The sequence below is a fragment of the uncultured Porphyromonas sp. genome (genome assembly GCF_938023125.1).
Taxonomy (GTDB): Bacteria; Bacteroidota; Bacteroidia; order Bacteroidales; family Porphyromonadaceae; genus Porphyromonas.
The window spans coordinates 109184-130970 of the sequence record NZ_CALHDW010000017.1 but is presented as its reverse complement, the minus strand read 5'-3'; the positions used below and the strand labels follow the sequence as shown (position 1 = coordinate 130970).

Below are 21787 nucleotides of genomic sequence, written 5' to 3'. Positions count from 1 at the left end.
TCAACCTCGCTTCTGTTGCTTTAGTTTGCGCTTGATGCCTTCTTGGTAAAGTATCCCCAACCCTCCCGATATTAGGATGATTAAGATGGGAGAAACTCCGAAAAACCAAACCAAAAGAGCCGAAAGAATCGGCACGATAAGCCACCTATTGGATAGGCGCATGGTACGCCAAGTGGTGTAAATCGGTACTACAATAAGGGCGACTACCGCAGGGCGAATCCCTTGCATTATAGCCGCAATATGGGGATTACTTTTAGCACTCTCAAAGGTGAATGCAAGTAGAAGGATAATGACAAAAGAGGGGAGAATAGTCCCGAGGGCCGCAATGGTGCCTCCTCTCTTGCCCGCAAGGCGGTAACCCACAAAGATGGATATATTGACCGCAAATACTCCAGGGAGCGATTGGGCAACGGCAAATAGGTCGATGAACTCTTCGTGAGAGAGCCATTTGTGCCGCTCCACTACATCCCTCTCTATGAGGGGCAACATGGCATACCCTCCCCCAAAGGTGAAGCTACCTATACGCAAAAAGGTAGTGAAGAGGGAGAGGAGAAGAGGCGTCATAGGGGGCGAGGCTAGAACCGACCTCGGGCACTCCGCTTGCTACTACTCATTGTCTTAGCCGGTTTTGCTGCTTTGGCAGCCTTTGGAGCCTTGGGCGTTTTCTCCTTGCTTTGTTGGCGGCGAGCTCGTGCTGTATTGTCCTTTATGGTGGTGGCCTTCGTAGTCTCTTTTGCCTCTGTTGTCACCTCTTCGGTGGCATCAGTTTGGGTCGTTTGCATCCAAAGACCTTCCTCAAAGCTTTTTAGCTCCTGCTCAATGCGTTGCTGTTCGTTGCGGAGGGAGTCCGGCGTGGGGCAGTATTGAGCGAGAGCTCGCCCCAGTCTATTCTGAGTCTTATAGATACCTCCGTTGTATAACCTCATGCGGAAGTAATTGTCGAGAGTGGAGGTGGTGGCGTTATTGAGGTCGCTCAGCATTACGGGTTGCATAGCCAGGTAGGGGCGAATGCTTTCGTAGGTAACCCAGAAGAGAGGATACTTAAGCGGCTCTTCGGCCTCACCTGTATCGTGCATTACGGGGCAGAGGGCAATTACTTTGGTATCAATGGTGCTCCGGATGGGATCGAAGTAATATTCTTCCTTCAAGAAGTAGCTTTTTACGAGTTCGGAGGGTATATCGGCTTCGGCTACCACGTAATGCGCATTCCCTTCTCGGTTGGCATCTTCTTCGAATAGGATGCCAAAGCGGTCTAGAAAGTCGGAGAAGTTGAGTTTGTGTTTAGCATCAAAGGCTTCGTATCCATCCGTGTACTCGTAAACATCAATAGCCCCTTTGTTGACGAGTTTGAAGAGGGTAGAGAAGAGGTTCTGCTCCGTCTCGGTAGGACGAGGAGGGTAGTAGAGAGCAGCGTTCTCGGCACTATCGAGGTTGACTTCTCGGTAGATGACCCGCTTCCAAGGGGCGTTGCTGCTGTTCTTTTCTAGCCGTTGGTTTAGTTCAGAAGCACGTACACTCAGTCCATCTTGCCGGGTCTCTTGTTGCTCTTGTTGAGAGCGGCGAGAGGTGGCACTTTTGCGCACAGTGGCGGCTTTTGTAGTGTCGTTTTGAGCCCAACTATAGGTGAGGCTCAAGGAGAGGGCTAATAGGGCTGCGGAGAGGTGGCAGGCTATATGATTATAGAACTTCATGCTTATCTACTTAACTATTACTTCAATGGGCGGGATTTTGCGCTCTACACCATCGGGACCACGGGCTATTACTTCGCTGATGTAGAAGCGTTTGCCACGAGAGAGGGAGCGTATGCGTGAGAGTTGTCGCTCGGAGAATCGGTCCCCTTGTCCGACCTCGGGCATGGCATTTCCCATCTGGTCGAAGAAGGTGAGTTGGAAGCGAACTACCGAGTAGGATACCTCCAAAATATCGTCGTCGATGGCGGCTTTGATTCCTCCGGCTGCTAGGAGATCGCGCTTGGCGAGGCTCCCTCCACGGAATCGTTTGGTGGCTCCGTTGGCATCCTTGTACTCAATGTAGGGGAGAGGATCGGGTAGAGAACGAACTCTCAGCCGCTGTTCGGCTACTTTCTTTACACTACCATCCATCCCTCGTGCCGATACACTTATGACGGCTTCTGTACCTACTTTGGCAGGGCGAGCTACCCACTGATTCCCTCGTTTGGTGAGACTACCATTGCTCATTGTGGCCGATAGGGCTTCACCGGCAACACCGGGTACGGCAATGTTGATGGGGTTGTCTATCCCTGCGTATAGTACGTTCATCAAGGTAGGAGCAATGGAGGCCATGGGAGCTGTGACCGTATATTCGGAGTTAAACTCATGCTTCTCGAGTGTGCCATCTCCGCGTCGCATTTCGATGAATCCCTTGATGGGGAAAGTGCCCGAAGTGCCCGTTGGCACGCTATATACCCCACGACTAGATGCGGGAAGTTCCTTGCCATTGACTACGATACGGGGCTGCTGGGTAGAGTCTACACTGCTCAGTACAATTTGGGCGCGATAGGTTCCCCCACTCATTACGATCTGACTTTCCGGCACTACTTGTGCCTCTATTTTATTGACACGGAAGTCGCCAATATCGATGCTTCGGATAAGTTCGCTCAAAACTTCGCCCTCCACGTTGCGGATATCCGTCTGAATCTGTGTGAGAAGGGTCACTGCAGCAATGGTAGGCATTCCCTCAAAAAGAGAGTTCTCCCAGGGTTGAACCCCTTTCGGAGCTGTGGAAAGGATATTTTCCATAGCGTGACGCTTACCGCTGTCGAGCATCATACTCCCGGCCAATTGGCGGAAGTGCTCGATGCGAGAGCGCAACTGAGCTCCCTTGTGGTCTAGTGGATTGAGCATAATGGCCGCGGAGGCATTCATATCATCCTTGCGGTCAATATTATTTATATCTCCGTCCTTTCCATCCGTTTTTATGACGATAAGTTGTTTGAGTTCGTCTATAAATTGGTAGAGCGAGTCGGCTGCATTTTGTATCTGTTTGCCCCGAGCAAAAGCCGTGGCTGCCTTGCCCGGATTATGGTTGTAGGCTAACTGCAGCTCCATACCGGTGCGGTCGTTTCGTTCAGTCGTGGTAGCAAGCATTTGGGTGAGGCCTTCCCCCACCTTGTCAAAGCCTGCCAGTACATCCGAAGACACATTGAGAGCAACCATGGCAATGAAGACAAGATACATTAGATTGATCATCTTCTGCCGATTGCGGTTGCCCGAAGATCCTCCCGAAGCCATATTGAACTAAGGATTTATTGTTGGGTTTGATGAGGGTTGGGGTACTGCTCGTCTCGTGAGGGGGGATAGGCATCATACGATGACGTATAGCCCGGACGATAGGGGTCGGGATAGGCATTGCGAGACATCATGGAGGCGCCCATATTGATGGTCATAGCATCCAATAGACGTGCATAAATGCGGTTTAAGTCTTGCAATTGGCGAGCCATGTGGGCGTTCTCCATACGGAATGCGTTGCTGTCTCCGAGGCTTCCCTCGTACATCTCGCGCATGCGATCAAGACCCGCATTGATCCCTTCGATGGCTGCAATTTGCTGATTTACGTCATGCAACTGCGCCTCGTAGGCGGCGTTGAGCCCCGTAATGTTCTTGCCGAGGGCAGCTATCTGTTCGTTATACTGTGCCGTATGTTCGTTGAGCGTCTGTAGGTTGATGCTCTGCCATTGCTGGGTCATCCCGCTGGTGAGATCACCTAGGCGAGAGAGCTGGTCGATGGCTCCACTGAGTCTCTGTATGCTGCCACGGAGTTGATCAAGCTCCTCTTGGGAGAGTACTCCGGCGAGTGAAACCTCGGGGGCTGTGGCTCCGAGGTGTGAAGGAGAGGAGGGCTCGAAACTCTCTGCACGCTGCCGTGCTGCCTCTGCCCTTTGGGTGAGATAGTCGCGCTGCTGCATCATATCTTGGGGGCTTGTGCTCTCGAGATCTGTTTTTAGTTCGGGGAATACTTGCTCCCATTTGTAGGTCTCTTCGGGTTGTTCGAAGCCTGAAATGAAGAATACAAGGAACTCGGTCATCATCCCAACGAAGAGCATTTGATCGCCAAAAGACCAGTGTAAGAGCTTAAAAAGAGCCCCTACAATTACGACGGCTGCTCCCCAACTATAGGCTACGTTGAGGACCTTTTTTCCACGGCGGCTCGCCAAGAAAAGACTGAGTTTGCCGGCTTTTTTATCTGTTTTCATAGGTCTCTTTTGCTATTTTTTCTTGTTGCTTCTTTTTTGAGGAGTAAAGCTAACGGCTCTGCGTACGCAGCGGAACCCAATGTATGAGCGAGCTTTACCTTGTGATTCGTAGCTGCGGGTGGCGGATTGGATAAAGCGCACAACATCTTTCCACGATCCCCCACGCACCACTTTGCGGCGGAGTATCTCGGGGTCGCGTAGATCGGCATGATAGTCCAGCTCCGGGTTGATGTCGTCTACATCTTTGTAGCTAGAGGCTGAGTAGGCGGATTCGGTCCACTCGGCAACGTTGCCTGCCATGTCAAACAATCCAAAGTCGTTGGGAGAGAAGGATCCAACCTGACTGGTGATAAGGTGCCCGTCTGCGGTGTAATCGCCTTCCCCGGGTTTGAAGTTGCCTAGGTAGCAACCCTTGTCGCTTTGTAGGTCTTGAGCGCTCCATGGGTAGCGTCGGTTGCTATCGCCCACACGTGCAGCGTATTCCCACTCTGCCTCGGTGGGCAAGCGGAAGTCTTCGAGGATCATGCCCTCGGGTATGTTGAGCCCTTGACGGAAAGAGGCTGAGCGCCAAGCGCAGAAGGCTTGAGCTTGCTCCCAAGATACCCCTACGACGGGATAATTGTCGTAGCCCGGATGGTTGAAGTAGAGGTGTGCATACTCGGCGTTGGTGGAGTTGGGGTAGTCTCGTACCCAGCAAGCTTCGTCCGGATAGATGGCTACTATATAGGTATTGAGGAAGTCGTATTCACTGGCAAGACGGCGCGTAAGGGTTTGGCGTACAATGCGGCCGTTGTCGTCGATATAGGCGGTGTCTTTGGCAATGGTCGGTAGTTCGAGGGCCTCAAGCTCCGCAGGGGTGAGGGAGGGATTGCGCAAGGCGAGCATCTGAGAGCGATAGAGGGCTGCGGCATGATAGTCGTAGCGCTGGTAACGATAGACCATTTGAGAGGGATCCAACCCCCGCTCATGGGTTACGGGGTTGGTGTAATAGACACTGTTGATGGCATTGAGTTCCTCTTCAGTGGCACGCTTTTGGGTAGGGATGGGGCGAGACCAATCGAGGTGTGGCTCAATGGGATTGTCGTACTTGTCGGTCGTGATTTTGTAGTCGGGGTTCCCTCCATAGGCGGGGTCGGCTAGGCGTTCCCTTATGATAGAGTCGCGTACAAAATAGACAAACTGACGGTACTGCGCATTGGTAATTTCCGTCCTATCCATCCAAAAGGCATCTACCGATATTGCCTTCGATTCTGCGGGGAAGCCCCAAAGGCTATCCGCCTGAGTATGCCCAAGCACAATCGAACCGCGAGGGATAAGTACCATGCCGTAGGGCGAAGGCTCTTGCCACGAAGCAAGCGAAGCGCCTACCAATTCGCCACCTGATGTAGAGCGAGGGCGTGAGGCACAAGCTGCGAGGAGCACCAGAGTTACCAAACCAATCAATGCCGGTGCAAGGGGGTGATGTCTTTTTGTCATCTGCTATTCTTCTTATTCGCATTCTGTCTCAGCCCTTTTGGTGCGGGTAGCCTCCTTTGAGGGGAGAGACGTCCTGCTAGCTTAACGCACAAAGTGTATGCTTTAGTATAGACTTTCTAATTTTCTGCCTACGCAATGGAGTAACCCAGGGCATGGAATAGTTGCTTTTCTTCCGGGAGAACCCCCAGTAGTCGATAGGCAGGAGCCTCACGGGGGTAGTCGTAATGCACCCTGAGGGATTCGAATTGCTCGGGTGATTGGCGTAGAGCTTGCTCTATGTGGAAGAGGCCTTTCATGGTGTGAGCAAGGACCCACTCCGGTCGGAGGGCACTTACCGAATGGAGGTCTATCGTGGCACTCTCGGGCGTAGGAAGGCTTATCCGCTCGAAGGGTATGAGGCCGGCGTCGAGCCCAAAATGCTCCAGCGTAGTCTCTACTGCCATTCGCGTGCCTCGGGCTTTGCCATCGGCAGAAAATCCTGCGATATGGGGTGTGGCACGCTCTGCCTGAGTCAATACATCGAGTCGGATATTGGGCTCTCCCTCCCAGCAATCAAGATAAAATGCCTCTATTCTGTCGGAGTTTAGGGCTCGCAGAAGGGCATCGCTATCGGCAATAGCCCCTCGGGCTGCATTGAGTATAAGAGGCCTTTTGCGGCATTGTTGGAGAAACTCCTCTCCCAAAAGATGATAGGTGGGGTACTTCCCCTCTTTGGTAAGTGGGGTGTGAAAGGTTATGATGGTAGCTTCGTGGGCTACTTCTTCCAGCGTAGAGAAGCCTTCTACCCCCTCGTACTCTTCCCTAGGTGGATCCACTAGTAGCGTTTTGATGCCTAGGGCCTCAGCCATTTGCTGTACATTGCCGCCCACATGACCTACCCCTATAATCGCAAGGGTCTCTTGCGCTAGAGGCCTCTTGAGGCGTAGGGCCCGATCGGCAAGCACCCCCATCACCCAGTGAGCTACGGATCGGGCATTGCAGCCCGGGGAGTTGCGCCACAGGATACCATGGGAAGAGCAGTAATCTCTATCAATATGGTCAAATCCGGCCGTGGCGGTGGCTATGGAGCGAATCGAGGTACCCTCGAGGAGACTTTGGTTGCAACGTGTGACACTGCGGATCAGTAGTCCTTCGGCTTTTTCTTCGATAAGTCGCTTGCGGGTGATCTCTTGGGAGGGAAGGTAGGTAACATCGGCCACGACATCAAGTAATCCTGCGAGATAGGGGAGGGATTGGTCGGCTACAAAGCGAGGACGATAATCTGAGGGCATAGGGTATTATAATTAATCCTTTATGCCCTCAAAGGTACAAATTCTCGAACCGTTGCCCTCTCTTTCTTTTCCTCTAGGCTATTTGCGAAAAATTTCTTGCCCTAAAACAAAAGAAAAATCAGCCGGAAATACACCCATTTTCTGCCCTGGAAATTTTTCTTTTTAGGGCAGGAGCGGATTTTTTTCTGGGCAGGGATTTTTTTTGTCACACCGGAGCCCCCAATCTCTGCCAAAAGAAGTAGGGCCTTCTGCCTTTCGGTAAAAGACCCTGCTTCTCGTTTATGTCTCTGGAGCAACTCGCCTTATCAGAGTGTGATACCCTTGCCTACAGAGCCATTGCACTCAGCAATGAATACTCCGTGCAAGTTCTCTACCCCTTCGAAGAGGATTGCGTCGTTATTCGTAACACCGGAGATGATGAGATTGCCATTTTCATCGAAGATATTGACCTTCTTCCGATAGCCTTGGGGGAGGTTGTTTACCTCAATGTTATTCCCCTTGACTCTAATGTTTAGCGCACCTTTAGGCTGTTTTTCAATCTCCTTTAGTCCGTTGCCAATGCCGGTATAGTCGTAAAAGTCACCTTGAGCATTGCGTGCTACTACTTCCCATTTCTTCTTCAACGCTATTACTACCGCCTCGTCCGAAACTTTGTTTTCGTCTTTGGGGTCTCCGTCTAAGAATACACCCCATACGGCAATATCCTCTGTGTCGAGCAGATCGGAGAGGTTAGTTGCAATCTTTTTAGTTACATCAAACCCTAGTTTGTTGCCTGCAATGACAAGGATTCTCATCCTGGGATTCTTAGAGATGTCGAGATCTGTAAACGATCGGCAACCCTCGATAGAGAGCTGGCTGAGCATCGGAGTGTTGGAGAGATCCAAGCTCTTGAGTACGCTCTTAGAGGCTGTCAGTGTCTCAAGCGCAAGCGATTTCGAGAGGTCTATTTCGGCAATCTTTGTGCTGTCGATGCTTAGACTTATAAGATCGGTGCACTTGGTAACGTCCAAGCTTGTCATTTCTCTATTCCCGGCAACAGATAGGGATAGTAGTGCGGGCATCTCCGTTGTAGGGATCGTTTTGATGAAGTTGTCCGAGATGTCGAGCACCTGTATATTGTCGGGTTTCCCCAATTTGAGATTCTTTACCTTGCTGTTCTTGATGGCGATATTCTCCAAGAGGTCAGTATGGGAAAGATCAATATTTTCGAGATTACAATCCCATGCCTCGAAGACCACTAGCTCTTTGTTGGCCGCTAGATCCACACTTTTGATAAGGGGGTTGCTGGAGATATTGATGCGGTTGAGATAGGGGTTTTTGCTGAAGTCGACGGTCTGGATTTTAGGATTCTCGTCGAGGTAGATGGTCTCTAGTCGTGGAAGCCCCGAGAGATCTACACTGGTCAGCTCGTTGTTTGATAGGTAGAGATGCTTGAGCGTGGCCGGGAGCTTGCTAAAGTCGAGAGACTGCATGTCGCAACTCATAAAGCTGACATTCTCAAGAGCTTTGTTGTTGGAGACGTCCAAGCCTTGGGGGAACTCGTTGAGCATAAGAGAGAGTTGCTTGATGCAATCGTTCTCTGCAAACTCTATGTTTGTGAGTCGATCCATAGGCGCTACAAACCCTTGGCAGGTACCATAGATCTTAACAACGTTTCCCTTGAGAGGGATGTTCCCTTCGGCATCCACCGCACTGGCCGGTTTCTTGCCGTAGCCTGCGTCAATTAGGAGGCTCTTGAAATCTTCTTCGGATCCCGAAAGAGAGAAGGAGATAGACCCCTCATAACTGGGAGCATCGATAGTGGTCATGGTAATGAGAGGCGCTTGTGCATTCGCGCAGATAATACCCGTAAATAGTAATAGGGTGGTGTAGATAAGAGGTAAGAGATATCGTTTCATCTTCGATTGTTTAATAGGTCCTATTTTTTTTGTTTTGGTCGTGTCACATCTGCGAAGATAAGCAATGATTTGGATATTCTGCCCCCGAGTTTATTTTTCTTTCCCGTTGCGTATCAAACACTTTGCCTAAAATGATGCGTGGAGATAGGCTTGCTTCGTCTTTTATCGGGCCTCCGGTCTCCTCTCGATCCGATGAGAACTCTCTTTCTCCGGTTGGGATCCTCCGGTTTTATCCTCTTGTGTCGTGTCGTTTATTCGGTGGAAGGATTTTCCTTGTTTGTGTTATTCAGAAATTCTTTGTATCTTCACCCCCAGGGAAGTAGGCTCTTGTAAGAGTCAAGATGTCTCCTCCCTCGGTTTTTAGCACAAAACATAAGTATCACCTTATTAGTTGAAGTATTAAAGTATGAAGAGTGAAGTAAAGTTTGGACTAGGTATTGCTATCGGTGTAGCCTTGGGTGCTGCCATAGCTTATTTCTCTGACAAGGAAAAGCGCAATAGCTTTGTAGATGATGTAATGACAACAGCAGACAAAGCACGCGATAGTGTGGTAGAAGGTTACTACGAAGCAAAAGCAAAGTATAATCAGTACCGCAATAAGTTGAAAAAAGAGATCCAAGAAGTAGAAGAGGATATCAACCTCTCTGCCGGAGATCTCGACTAATATAGAGCTATGGATGAGGCTCTCTCCTCTTAGGTCGCAAGGCTTGGAGGAGAGCGCCTCTTATAGTTTTGTAGGGTTACTCGGGGGTATATTTTAGAAGAGACTTCTTCGGAGGATGTAGCCTCGTGTGCAGTGTTTTCTCTCCTACTCTTGACGGGGCGAAGTGCCTCGAAGGGGAGGCGAGAAGAAGATATGAATAGCATCTCTCTGCTTAATTTGATTGATGGAATCGACTTTTAGTTTGCGCTCATTTGTTCGCCACCTGATGGCGTATGCAATGATCCTTTTGCGTAAGTCCGTATTGGATAGTGCCGAAGGGGCTTCTATGCTTGTTGCTAAGTTGGTTGCCCTGCTTATTATCTTGCTTATAGTGCCTGTCTGTATGGTACTTGTGGCATTCCTCTTTGCCTATCTGATAAGCGACCTACTTGGGGGCAACATTACCCTGGGGGTATTACTTACCCTATTGCTACTGATTGGTATAATGGTAGTGGTAAAGGTGTGGTATAAGCCCCTTACTCGTCCTATACGCGACCGAGTAAAAGCCCTTTTTATTGAGGCTGCAAATCATTGTAAGTCCTCCAAATTCGAAGATGAGTTGGGGAAAGATTTGGATGAATTAGGCCCCTTAGAAGACCCTTTTGATGGCGATGAAGAAGCGTAGTGTAGACGAAGAACTCAAGATGCTGCAAGCTGAGGCAGCACGCGACCTCTCCGCCTCGCGCTCTCGTATACAGTGCGAGTGGCGTTGGATCAGTAGCCCGGAGGGTAAAGATGAAATTTGGGAGGATGTCCGTCGTGATGTGCTGCCCCAACGTTCGTTGGCTCAGTGGATCTTTAGAGTATTCTCCAAAGATAGAGGGAAGAAAGGGTTGCATCCCACAAGCTGTACCATAAGTCCCGGCGATATCATCTCTAGTAGCATTATTGGTAAGATGCTCCCCGCCTCGTGGGTGCGATTTGCTCCTCTGGCAGAAGAATTGTTTGGCCTCCTTCGTCCCTTCTTGGTGAGCTCGGCTTTCGCCTTAGGGCGTAATATGTTGGAGAGAGGCCTTGCTCGGTTGAATCCGTTCCGAAGGAAAAAGAGAACCAAATAGACCTCTCTCCTTATTAGATTGAAATAAAAACCCCCATCAAACTTGGTTTGACGGGGGTTATTTGTAACCTACGGGAGGTGGGTTCAGCGTGTCTGTTCTTCTCTCTCTCTTGGGTAGGAAAAGAGGGGTCATTGCAGCCTCTCTTGTTGCAGCACTAGATACTTCTCTAGTAGCTCGTCTGCGAGGCTTACGGTATCGTTACATGGGATGTGTAGCTCGGCCTTTAGGGCGTGGCATTGAGTAGCTCCGAGGCGAGACTTGAATTCTTCTACGAGAGCTTTCGCCTCCGGGGAGTCTACTCCGAGTATTTGTGTAGCGCTATAGAGGGCTCCGCATAGCCCGCCTTCGGCCTTCCCTCCGCCCTTCGAGCGGAGCTCGGCTTCTATATCTTCGTCCGTAGCACGGGTTATCCCTTGATAGGCTTTAGCAATGGTTTGGGCGCAATTCCAGTTGTTGGGCTTGGCATGGAAAAAGTCCAAAGCAGGTTTGTTCTCTTCGTTTTTCTTCATTTCCTTTAGATGCGTTTGGTTTATTATTCCCTCCAAACAAAGATAACGAAAATGTTTGATTATGAGTCGGATTTACCCAGAAGTCGTTGGGTGCATCCTTGTCATGAAGGATGATTTTGTAGTTATAGAAACTCTCATTTGTGTTCGTGATATTCCGCATCGTGATGATCGATTGAGCGAAGAGTAGGATGATGATGGCAATGCGGTCATATTGGTTCCCTTTTTCGTAGAGGTTGGATACGAGTATCGGCAGGAAGAAGAAGGGATAGTACATAAAGCGATCGGCAACCTGGAAAAACACAAAGGTATTGGTAATGACGGTCGCAATGAAAAAGCTATTGATGTAGGGGAGAAGAGAACGATCTCGGTTGAGTAGGTCTTTTTCTCTCCACAAAATGTAGAAGGCGATCAGGGTATTGAAGTAGTACATGATGCCCGAGCCACCTCCCTCTTGTGTATCGTACATTTGCTGAATGTACGTGGTGTTGAAGGGTAGATAGGGGATCAAAAATAATAATAAGCCCTTGGAAACGATAGGCAGTAGGGTGAGAGAGAGAGCAAACATAACCCCCATAAACACCCTATTGTAGCGGACAAAGAATAGGGGCACAAGCACGAACATTACTATGGCCGAGGAGTGGGTGAGAAAGGCGAGTAGAAGTACGATAAGGGTCTCTAGGTAGCGCCTATCTCTAAAAAACGGTACCGCAAAGAGGCAGATAGCCTGAGCCATACATTGGCGTACGATATTGAAGGATTCGAAATAGAGCTTCCAGACCAGTATAAATGTAAGTGCAGCTAGGGCAAAACGATAGCTCTGCTTCTTGTATCCCCAGAGGGATAAGGGAATGAATAGGGCAGCTACGACCAAGGTCCATACCGAGAAGTCGAGACGTAAGTAGCGAAGTGCCTCGTTGTAGGTCTTCCAAATCCCAGACATGTGCTGGGAGTGTGGAGAAAAAACACTCTCAAACGCATCTTTGTAGATGGGGTAGTCTCTCCCTACCTCAAAGCGCAGTCCTAAGAAAAGGATGAGTAGTACCCCGAAGGCAACTGTGGGTATTTGCGAGGCATATTTGTCCCTATCGATCGTCCAAATCAGGAAGAATGCGAGCAGGAAGAATAGGGTGAAGTATAGGATGGAATAGGGAGGCATGGACTAGAATTATGAGTTTGATTCGGCAAGGAGAGATTGGTAGATCAGATGATACTCTTCGCTCATGCGGGGAGCCGAGTAGTATCGGATAAATCGTTGCAGGTCACTCTGGGAATACTCCATTTGGGCTGCGAGGGCGATACTTTGTGCGCACTGCTCGATGCTGTTAGGGGGGAAGAGTGTTTTTTCGAGGTCGGGAAAGGTACGAGCGAACTCCCGGAAAGCGGCAATATCTGAGAGTGCCATCGGGCATTGAGCCAGTGCAGCCTCTACCACGGTGAGCCCGAATCCCTCCGATTGAGAGGCCGATACGTAAACGGTTGCAGCCTGCATATAGGGGACAACGTCTGGCACATTACCCCAAAAGATAGCGTTAATACCGAGCGATTGTGCCAATGTTTGGTACTCTTTTTCTTGTGCCCCTTCTCCCAAAAACAGGACAGAGGCTTTTTGCCAGTACTCTTCTTTTGAGGCAAGTTGGGCTAGTGCACGTAGTAGTAGCCCATGGTTTTTGAGGGGAGATTGCAGCCCAATGGCGAGGATTAAAGGGGCTTCCGGGTCTACCGGTAGAGCCAAATCTTTGCGGAGGGATGCCTTTTCTTCGCACTTTGCTAGCTCTCTGCCCTCTAGGTCAATGCCGTTGGCTATACTTGTTGCCAGCCTCGGGAGAGAAAGATTTTCGTTGTAATAGTCGGTGGTGGCGTTGCAGATCCCTATAAGATGATCGAAGTGAACGAGGGCGCGCTTTAGCCTCCGCCACATATAGCCTCCAACAAGAGCGCCCTTATTAGAAGAGAAGTCTTCGAGAGCACGATTGTGCAGAGTGCTTAGCTTGATGAACCTCTTGGGAAGCTGTGCTACCACCAAATCGGGGTGGTAAGTATGGCTGTGAACCAAGCGAATTTGCTCTTTGTCGAGAAGATCTTGTAGCTCCCTTGCCACTCGGCAGGTGCCTAATTCGAGACGCCAATGGCTCGCATGGAGGGAGACGACTTTACACCCCCACGATACAAGTCTTTGGCGCAACTCATCACCCTGTTTTGTGGGAGGCTGAAGCTCGACTATGAGGGGGCGGTACACATCTCTAGGCAGGTAATGCACTAGAGCTGCCACCACTTTGAGAGGACCTTTGTCTACAATAGAGCTAACAACAATGGCTAGAGGTGTAGGCATATTCTACTATCGGATAACTTTTTTCACTCCTTCGCGCACCTTTAGTAATAACCATCCTAGGCGTCCCCAGGGGCTAGTGCTTTGGAGTTTGTAGATACATTTATTCAGAGTGCTCTGCGAGATGCCCGAGAGATAGCGGTCATACTCGGGATGGATGCTACGTACTATGGGGTAGTCGCGCACCTGTATTCGGTTGAATAGCATCATCTTAATATTGATGTAGGCTCTACCTATGTAGGGGGCAAAATCCTCCTCCTTCTGCTCCACCAGTAGGTAGTGGGATAGGTATTCGAGCACAGCCTCCAAATCCCTCTTTTGCTTCATATTGATTTGATGGATGAGAGAATTTAGATTCTGTTGTACGTAATGCACGGTAGGGATATGTAGGTGGTCTATCCTTTCTACATGGTAGAGAAAGGGGATAACAGAGCGATAGTCTTCGAGAAGTGCCAACCCCTCTACAAAGCCTCCGTTCCACTCTTCCCATTCCTTGCGGCGGATGAGTTTATTCCAAAGGAAAGCGGGTTGGCTCCCCGATAGTATGGCTTGTATGTATTCTCGCCCGGTCTTTATTTCCAAAACCGGTTGTCGTATTTTTTTCTTGGGGTAGTCTACAACGTAGTCACTAATTACTATGGGGCAATCTGTTTGTAGGGCCGTGGCTATCCATTGGCTTACCACCGAGTCGTTATCCCAATAGTCGTCACTATCGAGAAAAAGTAGGTATTCTCCTGTTGCCAAACTGAGCGAAGTGGCACGCGCTGCCGCAAGGCCTCTATTATGCTCATGGTGCACGATCTGTACTTTATACTGCTGCGAGTTTTCTTTGGCAATAACCTCTTCTGCCAGGGCGATGCTGCGATCGGTAGAGCAGTCATTGACCAGTATAATCTCCATATTGGAGTAATCTTGCCGGAGTACCGATCGGAGACACTTTCCTATAAACGCCTCTACGTTGTAGACGGGGATGAGTACGGATACTAAGGGGGTCATGTGTGTTTGCGATGTATTTTAGAGATGAGCATGGCGATCCCTTGCCTAAAGTCGGGATGCAAAAGGTAGAGCAAAATGCTGGAGATGAGGGCAAATAGACACGTGCCCGAGACTGCCGTCTTGAGCCATCCGAGCCAAGAGGGGGTAGACGAAAAGGAGGTTATACTCGGCAAGAAATAGGAGAGAGCCCACCCTGCGCCCACTACGAGGAGAAGCTCCGCACCTTGGCGTAGGTGATACCCCCAGACCGACTTTTTGAAGGCTCGGGAGTAGAGGAAGTAGGGTTTCCAGCCGTAAATCACGAGAATAAGGCTTATGTTGATGCCGAGTAGAATACCCGTAATCCCCCACATAGAGCCGAGGAGGATAGACAGCCCAAGATTGAGAATGGCCTCAATCATAGGGGCGTAAATATCCTGATACATGCCATAGGCATATATGAATTGATCGGGAAGGCGAGAGAGCTGCAGTAGCATATAAAGCACAAAGAGAAGCAAATCAATCTGCTGAAAGCTGCGCCCCCCTCCAATCCATAGCTCCATGAATCCTTGAGAATACCACAGCATCCCTCCTGCAATTACGAGTGCCATCCAGAGACGGAGGGCATAAAGTTTGCGGAAAACGACCTCTACGCGATTGTTGTCGCCCTCTGTGATAAGGTTCCCGACACTGGCCGTAAGTCCATTGAATATCGCGTAAATTACCCCGCTAATCCCTGCGTAGATAACGAGATAGTTCTGATAAATCGTAACGACGGCAAGCCCTTGGGCACTCGCAAATACGGCAAATATTATGATAGGGGTGCTCTGCTGCAGTACAAAGGTGGCTATCTTGTGGTAGAAAAGTTGCTTCGTGCGGCGTATGATTTCGGGGTAATTACGCCGAACACGATTCCCCTCCTTGGCGTTGGCTTTGAGCCAGGGGTAATCCTTATGGATGAGCCATTCAATAAAAAGAGCCCCCACTACACCAAATAGGAACTCGATGCCGAGCCACCATATATAGGGGGCTGGGAGATAGAGAATCGCCAAGATTTGCAATACCTGTTTGAGTACTCTGGGAAGCTGTATGGCAAGCGTCATCTTGTACTCCTGCTGGTCGCTAGAGAAAATGATTTGCCGGAAATTGAAAAGATATCCCCACAGCGCGTTGAATAGCAGGACTACATACGTGGCGTAGGCATACCAAAGAGGGATGCCTTTATCCTCAAAAATAAGGGGGAAGAAGAGGAGTAAGATGCCCGACGCAACGAGCACAATACGAGCTACCCAGCGGTAAAACCACGCTTGTATGGATATAATCTCGCTGACTTGTTGCCGGTCGTTTTGAGCCAGGGGTTGATAGAGAGCAAAGGCTACTGCCGAAGATAATCCCAGTTCTGCGATATTGAGGAAGCCTAAAATACTCACTAAGGTGGAGTTTAACCCGAGAAGTTCATCCCCCAATACTTGAATAAAATAGCGACGGAAGAAGAAAGCGGCAACAAGTCCGACCATGTAAAACAAAGTGGCATAGCGGGCATTGCGCAGACTATTGGAGGCTCTATCGGTGGCAGACACGAGGTGATCGAAGATTCCTTTCTAGCTTAAACGTACCGCAAAGATACTCTATTGTGCGGTGTTGGCAAGGAAAGTACGGTATTCGCTCTCGGTGAGCACAACGCACTTTTCTATTGTAAAGCTTATGAGTAATTCGATGATTGCCAATTACGAATCCATCGAAAGCTAATTACCAATCTAACAGAAGTGTATTAAGAATTAGACGAAAGCTCATTACGAATACGCCGATTAGTAATGAGTGGTTTGATAATTACTCACTACCAATCTAGCGAAAGCCCATAAGCTTTCGCTGTAAAGAAAAATGATTTTGGGGTAGAAGGTCTCTTGTTTTCTCCCTAACTTCTCTCCATATTTAGCCCTCAGGAGAGAAGGCCCCGCCTCACGCCTAACCAGCATGATACCTCCCCCTTTGACTCAATGTGGTAAATATAGGGGGAGCATACCTGTGGTTCCGGATGTTTTTTGAGGTTACATGTCGGGAATTTTTCTAGGGATCGCAAGCTTGGGATTCTTACGGAATGTCCAAGAAATTAGAAGCCAAGGGCGTAAACTTGCGCTCTCGTAGAATGTCTGTTGGTGGCTGGTATAAGAGCCCTGTTTTATGTCGGTTATGTCACTTTTCGTGCCCCAAAAGTAGGGAAGCCCGAGGGATAGATAGAGCCGATTGGTCGCCTGCCAAGCAATTTGTATATGGGCTTCTAGCGGATTTTTATAGATGGTTTGGCTGATGGCTGTGTAGTTGCGATTGCGCCATGATAGAGAAGAATAGATGAAGAAGTCACCAAAATCCCAACGAAAATACCCTTTTACTCCAAACGAACCTTTGGGAGATTGTCCATTAAAGACCTCTGATGTGTAGTAGGTTGTAGCGGAAATTTGGAAGTCTTCACCCGAGTAGTTAGCTCCTATTCCTCCTTCTGTACTTGTATAGGTGCCGTTGTTGCGATACGATTTTATTTGATATTGTCCTTCTTGGCGTACATAGGGCTCTATCATTTTGTTATAGCGATTGTGGTCGCCAAAGAGCCAAATACGAAAATCCTCAAAAGTGCAATCATATCCTAAATTGAACTGATGAATTTGCATCGGTACAAGGAACGGGTTCCCCTCCTCCTTAAACCAGGGATTGGTCGATAGATTAAAGGAGATAAGATTGCGGCTTTGGGGAAGGACGTTGGTGAGGTAGTAGCTCCCTCGTAGTGATTGATAGTGTGGCAATTTAAGGGTTAGACTTACAGCAGCACGTGGTCTCCAATAGGAGTGATTCTTATCAGCTGCCTTCACAGCTAAGCCTTGTAGCCCGAGAGAGGCCATGTAGTATAATTTCCCCCACTGATTGCTATAGGTTGCGTGAGTGTAGTTGCTCCAAAGCCCTACGTGGGCTGTTAGAGCGGGCGATATGCCTTGGTTTGTTACCTTGTCTTGGGTGTACTCTAAGTTATTCCCAATAGCCAAGGAGCCAAACGATTGCTCTCCCGATTCGTAGTCGATAGAGAGAGCGTACTGATTGCGCAGCGTTGCAAGGTCTACAAGGTAGGAGGCTTGGTCTTTGTCGTAGCTCTCTTGATAGTTTTGATATTGGTCATAGAATCCATAGTTGTAATTGAAAAATGTGGAGAGTGTACTCTGGTTCTGAAATGTATGCTCGTGGAAAAGAGAAGCTAGCATCCCCCCATCCAATACACTATTGTTGTCTGTAGTTTTGAGAGAAGAAGCTTTTCCCAATGTTGTATATGTACCCTCTTGCTTCCCCTCTGTGCGCTTTCTTGATGTTTTAGCCTTGATGAGTGCTGAGAAATAATCAGAAGGAGAGGGGACCCATTTGAGCAATAAATGCCCATCTATTCCTCTTGATTTTGCACTTGAGAAGCCCGATAGGCTTTTCTCTTCTTGCCCCATCTGCTCTTTACTTACGTAGCGAATACAATCGTTGGTAAGGTAGTCTACAAAAGCCCCTCCTGTTACAGCAAAGGTCTTCTTTCCAAGTTCAAAGTTAGCTCCTGCGAAGCCCTCTCTCGGAGGGATGTCGTGCCTTGTGCGAAGATCTACATACGAGTAAAAAGGAATATCCTTGCGGAGACGAATGTTTACAATTTTGGTAACACCCATCTGTAGGTAACGAGCACTTACCACTTCGGAGATCTCTACGGATTCGACATTCTCGGGATGTATCGGTTGTATCCCAGAGTTTACAAGATGACCGTCTACCAATATCAGAGGGGACTCGCCGGTGCGCATCTTGACACTCTGAGAGCTGATGTCAACTTGTAGTAAGGGTATTTCTGAGAGAGCTCTAAAGGGATCTCCCGATGCTTTTGCCTTTTTCGATAGTTTGAATATCTCTCCTGTGGCAGTTACTTTGGGACTTACTTTCCCCGTAACTACCACCTCTCCCAATGCGACCGCAGGTTTGTCCAAAAAGATGTTGAGGGTGCTGTCTGTAGAGAAGAACCGCTCCACTTCGAATGTTTCGTAGCTAGAGCTTGCTAGTTGAACGCTATAAAGTCCGGCTTTGGGGAGTATGAGGTCGGTCGTTTGTGCCTTGATTATCGAAAAGTGTACTACAGAATCGCCTTCTTGTACAAGTAACTCGCCGCTCTCTAGTGGGTGATGATCCCAGGTTTTTATGTCAAGATGCAATTTGATTTGCCCGAAAAGAGCAGAGCTCCCGAACAGAGAAAGGAGAGTTAGGAGAATGATTCGCTTAAAATTCCCCGCAGTTGTCATAGGTCGAATATAGTTAGAAGGTATGTCCTAATTCGGTTTGTTTGCTTTGTAGATGAGGATGATCCCCTTTATGGTGAGGAGGATTGGCACGAGGATTGTCACTAAAAGGAACCAGATTGGTATCCTCTCCATCGAAAATAGAGAAAACCCAATAATCAATAAGAAGAGGAGTAAAATAAATATCCTTAGCTCGTTGAGAAGGCGGACGGTTGCTCGGAGGACAAGCTCGCGATTCTCTTCTCGGATCTCGAATGGGTAATTGTAAAATCGAGGATTTATTTTACCCACAAAGTAGAGTATAAGCTGGAGTGAGACGAGAATGCCATAAATCTCCCACAGAAATACTTTGGGAGAGAAGGCATCCACTTTCCCATTCAAGCCGTAGTGGCTAGGCACCTCCGTGGGAATAGAGGGATAGTACCAGCCGAGGGCAACGGCAGCTAAAAGGAGGATTACTAGGATGGAGGAATCGGTTTTATTCCAAGCTCTCATGCCAAAATAACGTTCTATTCAGTTTGCTGATTTTGCAGTCCTTCTGCTCATCTCTTAATTGAGTTGCAGCACAAATATACTGTAAATATCAAAAACATTTAGGGCGATCTGAAAAAGGAAAGTCGCAGCAAGCGAGGGATGCTTACTGCGACTTGTCGTGTGTGAGATGCCGAGAGCGGACTTACTTCTCTTCTTTACAGCAAATCTATCGGAGCGTAATCTTATAGACCTTCTGCTGAGTTTGTATGATTAGTAGATCTTGAGAATATTCTCTGAGCGAGAGCGACTCTCCTGTGTGTAGATATTGCTTGAGTATAAGTTTCCCTTCTATATCGTAGATGCTTACCAGCTGATCTTTTGAGGAAATGAGAAGTCCATCAGAAAATATAATATCCTCTTGAGAGTCTCTATTGGTTATCAAGGATGTTTCTTTTTCCTTGAGAGTTACATTGGTGTCACTAGAGAATTCTGAGAATATTACATTCTTCCCGATAATTCGGAAGGCTCTAACATGATAGAAGTAGGTGCGATTCTTCTCGTTAATTAGCCCCTGTATGGGATATGTTGTCTGTTTGTTTTTGATGTTTATGCGGTTGTTGATAAAGGATATGGAGTCATTGGTTTCTAATGCCACACTTACTTTTACGGCATCTAAGAGGAAGGGCTCTCCGGACCACGACAAGAAGCTAAGATGCAAATCTGCTTTGTCGGAATAATTAAAAGTGACTTCTCTTTCTAAGAATCCTGTTTCATCGAAGTGAATAGGAGCCAGCTCTTCGGGTCTTTTCCCGTTCACTTGAATTGCTAGATCGGTTCCTTTCTCTGCCCAAACCGTGAGGTTTACTTTTACCTTTCGACTATTCCCCCTAGGTTGTAGTATAATATTTGGGGTAGTAATGGTTGCCGAAAATCCTTTTGTCCCCATCATTCCATCTGCCATGATGAGGTTTGCACCCATCCAGCCCGGGTATTGGGTGTATTCGTCGAGATATGAATTTTCCTGTTTGCCGGCTTTTGCCTTTTCGGGATTTGTCTCTCCCACCTTTACTTTGTCGAACTTCTCGTCGTAAATCACATACTCCGTAGCTTCTGTCGCTTTTATGAGATTGTAGTTCTCGAGTACATACCCTTGTGCCTTAGGTGTAGCCCCCCATTGAGCTGTAAATCGATCTGTATCTATATCTGTTGCTTCTAGAGAAGCAGGGGGTATTAAGCCGTACACAAAAACTTCTTCGGAGGGGAGTGAAACTTCTTGCTCTTTTTTCGATTTGACAGAGAAGAAGTAATCTGTCTCGGGATCAAGCCCTTCGACCTCTATTTGAGTGCTGTTTTTTACTTCTCTGTCTTGATGATTTTCGGCATATTGATGGTCTGGTTCGTAGTAAACTTTGAGGTCGTCAAAGTACATTTCTCCCTCGCCTTTGTAGGAGATTCGTATCGCAGTAGCATTGAAATTGAGGTGTTTGCTTAGGTCTACAAACTTAAACTCGGGCATCCCCTTACTGTCAATTTCGAGTACTTCCATCCATTCTGTACCCAGGTATTGCTCTACTATAATATTTCCTTTGAGACTGTTACTAGGAGATTTTGCCCAAAAACTAGCATGTACTAGAGGCTTATTTGAGGCTTTTAGTTCGAGCCAATCTCCATTTATAAAGTGCAATGCCTGATTGCCTGACTTCGAGTTTTCGGAGCCTATATAAACGGGATGCTCACTAGATAGAGAAGCAGAAACCCTGCCAAAATCGTTAGAAACGGGTTTGTTGTCACTATCTAAATTCAGATGGTCAAAAGTCTCTGCAATGGAGTCTTTTTCTTGGTATTCTGCCTTCGAATATACGCTTACAAGGTAAGTATCTATGCCTTCTAAGGGAAGCCACTTGGCTGTAAATCCATTTGCCTTTAGACCTTCATACCCATCCACTTTGGGGTAGGGGATGAGCGCTTTTTGCCTTGAGATCTCAATATCATCGATAAAAAACTTGACCTCTTCTGTTGCCGAGAATTGAATAATGGCTTGTTGCGATTTGTCGTTGGCCTCAATATTGAGGGTGGTGGTATAGGTCTTCCACTCGTCTGATAACTCAAAATTGTTCCCCCCGAGGGTCTCAGAGCGAAATGCTACATTAACATAGATATGTGCCGGTGAGTCGTATTTCTTTTGATTTCTAGCACGAAATTTTATTGTGATCTTGCCACTATAATCTCCTACCGGTGTATTGAGATAGCCATCTTCAATATCCCATTCTGAGGTGTAGTTGGAGACAAAACAGCAACCTCCGGCTTGATGGATTGCTGCTCCCGTCCATCCCTCTTTTTGCATTAGCTCTGCCGGGATATAGGTCGTGTACTCATCTGCAACATCTTTTGAGGAGGGGTTTTCGATAGAGCCTTCTGTGAATTTGGCAAAGTCTTCGCTTACAATTATATTTTGGGCATTGGCCTTCAGGGAAGTAATAAGCACTAATACGCCCCAAAAGATGGGCAAAAATGATTTCTTCATAACACTGTTTATAAAAGGACATTTGCGCAGTATTGTATCAAAATCCTTGCAGTAGA

At 48.1% G+C, this 21787-nt stretch carries 18 protein-coding genes; 3 read left to right on the top strand and 15 right to left on the bottom strand.

Going from position 1 to position 21787, the window contains the following annotated elements:
* The 7 genes from Q0090_RS05195 to Q0090_RS05165 all read right to left on the bottom strand — a co-directional run bounded on the left by Q0090_RS05195 (position 1) and on the right by Q0090_RS05165 (position 8858).
* Positions 1 to 564 (bottom strand): chromate transporter, encoded by a 564-nt coding sequence (locus Q0090_RS05195; protein WP_297948240.1) that lies wholly within the window; start codon positions 562 to 564, stop codon positions 1 to 3.
* 11 nt (positions 565 to 575) lie between these two features.
* Complete coding sequence (gene gldN / locus Q0090_RS05190) at positions 576 to 1691, bottom strand: gliding motility protein GldN (protein WP_297948237.1); 1116 nt, start codon at positions 1689 to 1691, stop codon at positions 576 to 578.
* 6 nt (positions 1692 to 1697) lie between these two features.
* Positions 1698 to 3251, bottom strand: a complete 1554-nt coding sequence (gene gldM, locus Q0090_RS05185) for a gliding motility protein GldM (protein ID WP_297948234.1) — start codon at positions 3249 to 3251, stop codon at positions 1698 to 1700.
* Positions 3252 to 3265: 14 nt separating this feature from the next.
* Positions 3266 to 4213 carry a gliding motility protein GldL gene (gene gldL / locus Q0090_RS05180; RefSeq protein ID WP_297948231.1) on the bottom strand — a complete coding sequence of 316 codons (948 nt, stop codon included), beginning with the start codon at positions 4211 to 4213 and terminating at the stop codon, positions 3266 to 3268.
* A gap of 12 nt (positions 4214 to 4225) precedes the next feature.
* Positions 4226 to 5689 carry an SUMF1/EgtB/PvdO family nonheme iron enzyme gene (locus Q0090_RS05175; RefSeq protein ID WP_297948228.1) on the bottom strand — a complete coding sequence of 488 codons (1464 nt, stop codon included), beginning with the start codon at positions 5687 to 5689 and terminating at the stop codon, positions 4226 to 4228.
* Positions 5690 to 5817: 128 nt separating this feature from the next.
* Complete coding sequence (locus Q0090_RS05170; protein WP_297948225.1) at positions 5818 to 6960, bottom strand: 4-phosphoerythronate dehydrogenase; 1143 nt, start codon at positions 6958 to 6960, stop codon at positions 5818 to 5820.
* 305 nt (positions 6961 to 7265) lie between these two features.
* Positions 7266 to 8858: a leucine-rich repeat domain-containing protein gene (locus Q0090_RS05165; RefSeq protein ID WP_297948222.1), complete on the bottom strand. Its 1593-nt coding sequence runs from the start codon at positions 8856 to 8858 to the stop codon at positions 7266 to 7268.
* Positions 8859 to 9264: 406 nt separating this feature from the next.
* Between Q0090_RS05165 and Q0090_RS05160 the strand changes: the two genes are divergently transcribed.
* The 3 genes from Q0090_RS05160 to Q0090_RS05150 all read left to right on the top strand — a co-directional run bounded on the left by Q0090_RS05160 (position 9265) and on the right by Q0090_RS05150 (position 10619).
* Entirely contained in the window at positions 9265 to 9522 is a 258-nt protein-coding gene (locus tag Q0090_RS05160) for a YtxH domain-containing protein (RefSeq protein ID WP_297948220.1), read from the top strand.
* Positions 9523 to 9745: 223 nt separating this feature from the next.
* A complete protein-coding gene (locus Q0090_RS05155; protein WP_297948217.1) occupies positions 9746 to 10186 on the top strand; it encodes a hypothetical protein in 441 nt (146 codons plus the stop codon).
* Positions 10173 to 10619 carry a hypothetical protein gene (locus tag Q0090_RS05150; protein WP_297948214.1) on the top strand — a complete coding sequence of 149 codons (447 nt, stop codon included), beginning with the start codon at positions 10173 to 10175 and terminating at the stop codon, positions 10617 to 10619. The genes Q0090_RS05155 and Q0090_RS05150 overlap by 14 nt, the downstream gene beginning before the upstream one ends.
* 128 nt (positions 10620 to 10747) lie before the next feature.
* Here Q0090_RS05150 and Q0090_RS05145 read toward each other — a convergent pair whose 3' ends face one another.
* From Q0090_RS05145 to Q0090_RS05110, 8 genes are all read right to left on the bottom strand, one after another.
* Entirely contained in the window at positions 10748 to 11128 is a 381-nt protein-coding gene (locus tag Q0090_RS05145) for a C-GCAxxG-C-C family (seleno)protein (protein WP_297948212.1), read from the bottom strand.
* On the bottom strand, positions 11043 to 12284 hold the full coding sequence (locus Q0090_RS05140) for an EpsG family protein (RefSeq protein ID WP_297948209.1): 1242 nt from the start codon (positions 12282 to 12284) through the stop codon (positions 11043 to 11045). The genes Q0090_RS05145 and Q0090_RS05140 overlap by 86 nt, the downstream gene beginning before the upstream one ends.
* A gap of 9 nt (positions 12285 to 12293) precedes the next feature.
* Positions 12294 to 13457 (bottom strand): glycosyltransferase, encoded by a 1164-nt coding sequence (locus tag Q0090_RS05135; protein ID WP_297948206.1) that lies wholly within the window; start codon positions 13455 to 13457, stop codon positions 12294 to 12296.
* A gap of 6 nt (positions 13458 to 13463) precedes the next feature.
* The gene (locus Q0090_RS05130) at positions 13464 to 14450 is read right to left on the bottom strand and encodes a glycosyltransferase family 2 protein (protein ID WP_297948203.1); all 987 of its coding nucleotides are present in this window, start codon (positions 14448 to 14450) and stop codon (positions 13464 to 13466) included.
* Complete coding sequence (locus Q0090_RS05125) at positions 14447 to 16009, bottom strand: sugar transporter (protein ID WP_297948201.1); 1563 nt, start codon at positions 16007 to 16009, stop codon at positions 14447 to 14449. Before Q0090_RS05125 ends, Q0090_RS05130 begins: the two co-directional genes overlap by 4 nt.
* 468 nt (positions 16010 to 16477) lie before the next feature.
* Positions 16478 to 18736 carry a hypothetical protein gene (locus Q0090_RS05120; protein ID WP_297948198.1) on the bottom strand — a complete coding sequence of 753 codons (2259 nt, stop codon included), beginning with the start codon at positions 18734 to 18736 and terminating at the stop codon, positions 16478 to 16480.
* Positions 18737 to 18763: 27 nt separating this feature from the next.
* On the bottom strand, positions 18764 to 19228 hold the full coding sequence (locus Q0090_RS05115) for a DUF1648 domain-containing protein (protein ID WP_297948195.1): 465 nt from the start codon (positions 19226 to 19228) through the stop codon (positions 18764 to 18766).
* Between the two features lie 205 nt (positions 19229 to 19433).
* The gene (locus Q0090_RS05110; RefSeq protein WP_297948192.1) at positions 19434 to 21731 is read right to left on the bottom strand and encodes a fibronectin type III domain-containing protein; all 2298 of its coding nucleotides are present in this window, start codon (positions 21729 to 21731) and stop codon (positions 19434 to 19436) included.
* Positions 21732 to 21787: the final 56 nt, after the last annotated feature.

Coding starts and splice junctions, on each gene's coding strand:
- Q0090_RS05130 (WP_297948203.1), bottom strand. CDS start 14,450: ATGACCCCCTTAGTATCCGTACTCATCCCCGTCTACAACGTAGAGGCG.
- gldN (WP_297948237.1), bottom strand. CDS start 1,691: ATGAAGTTCTATAATCATATAGCCTGCCACCTCTCCGCAGCCCTATTA.
- Q0090_RS05165 (WP_297948222.1), bottom strand. CDS start 8,858: ATGAAACGATATCTCTTACCTCTTATCTACACCACCCTATTACTATTT.
- Q0090_RS05145 (WP_297948212.1), bottom strand. CDS start 11,128: ATGAAGAAAAACGAAGAGAACAAACCTGCTTTGGACTTTTTCCATGCC.
- gldM (WP_297948234.1), bottom strand. CDS start 3,251: ATGGCTTCGGGAGGATCTTCGGGCAACCGCAATCGGCAGAAGATGATC.
- Q0090_RS05115 (WP_297948195.1), bottom strand. CDS start 19,228: ATGAGAGCTTGGAATAAAACCGATTCCTCCATCCTAGTAATCCTCCTT.
- Q0090_RS05120 (WP_297948198.1), bottom strand. CDS start 18,736: ATGACAACTGCGGGGAATTTTAAGCGAATCATTCTCCTAACTCTCCTT.
- Q0090_RS05175 (WP_297948228.1), bottom strand. CDS start 5,689: ATGACAAAAAGACATCACCCCCTTGCACCGGCATTGATTGGTTTGGTA.
- gldL (WP_297948231.1), bottom strand. CDS start 4,213: ATGAAAACAGATAAAAAAGCCGGCAAACTCAGTCTTTTCTTGGCGAGC.
- Q0090_RS05110 (WP_297948192.1), bottom strand. CDS start 21,731: ATGAAGAAATCATTTTTGCCCATCTTTTGGGGCGTATTAGTGCTTATT.
- Q0090_RS05155 (WP_297948217.1), top strand. CDS start 9,746: ATGGAATCGACTTTTAGTTTGCGCTCATTTGTTCGCCACCTGATGGCG.
- Q0090_RS05150 (WP_297948214.1), top strand. CDS start 10,173: ATGAAGAAGCGTAGTGTAGACGAAGAACTCAAGATGCTGCAAGCTGAG.
- Q0090_RS05160 (WP_297948220.1), top strand. CDS start 9,265: ATGAAGAGTGAAGTAAAGTTTGGACTAGGTATTGCTATCGGTGTAGCC.
- Q0090_RS05140 (WP_297948209.1), bottom strand. CDS start 12,284: ATGCCTCCCTATTCCATCCTATACTTCACCCTATTCTTCCTGCTCGCA.
- Q0090_RS05195 (WP_297948240.1), bottom strand. CDS start 564: ATGACGCCTCTTCTCCTCTCCCTCTTCACTACCTTTTTGCGTATAGGT.
- Q0090_RS05170 (WP_297948225.1), bottom strand. CDS start 6,960: ATGCCCTCAGATTATCGTCCTCGCTTTGTAGCCGACCAATCCCTCCCC.
- Q0090_RS05135 (WP_297948206.1), bottom strand. CDS start 13,457: ATGCCTACACCTCTAGCCATTGTTGTTAGCTCTATTGTAGACAAAGGT.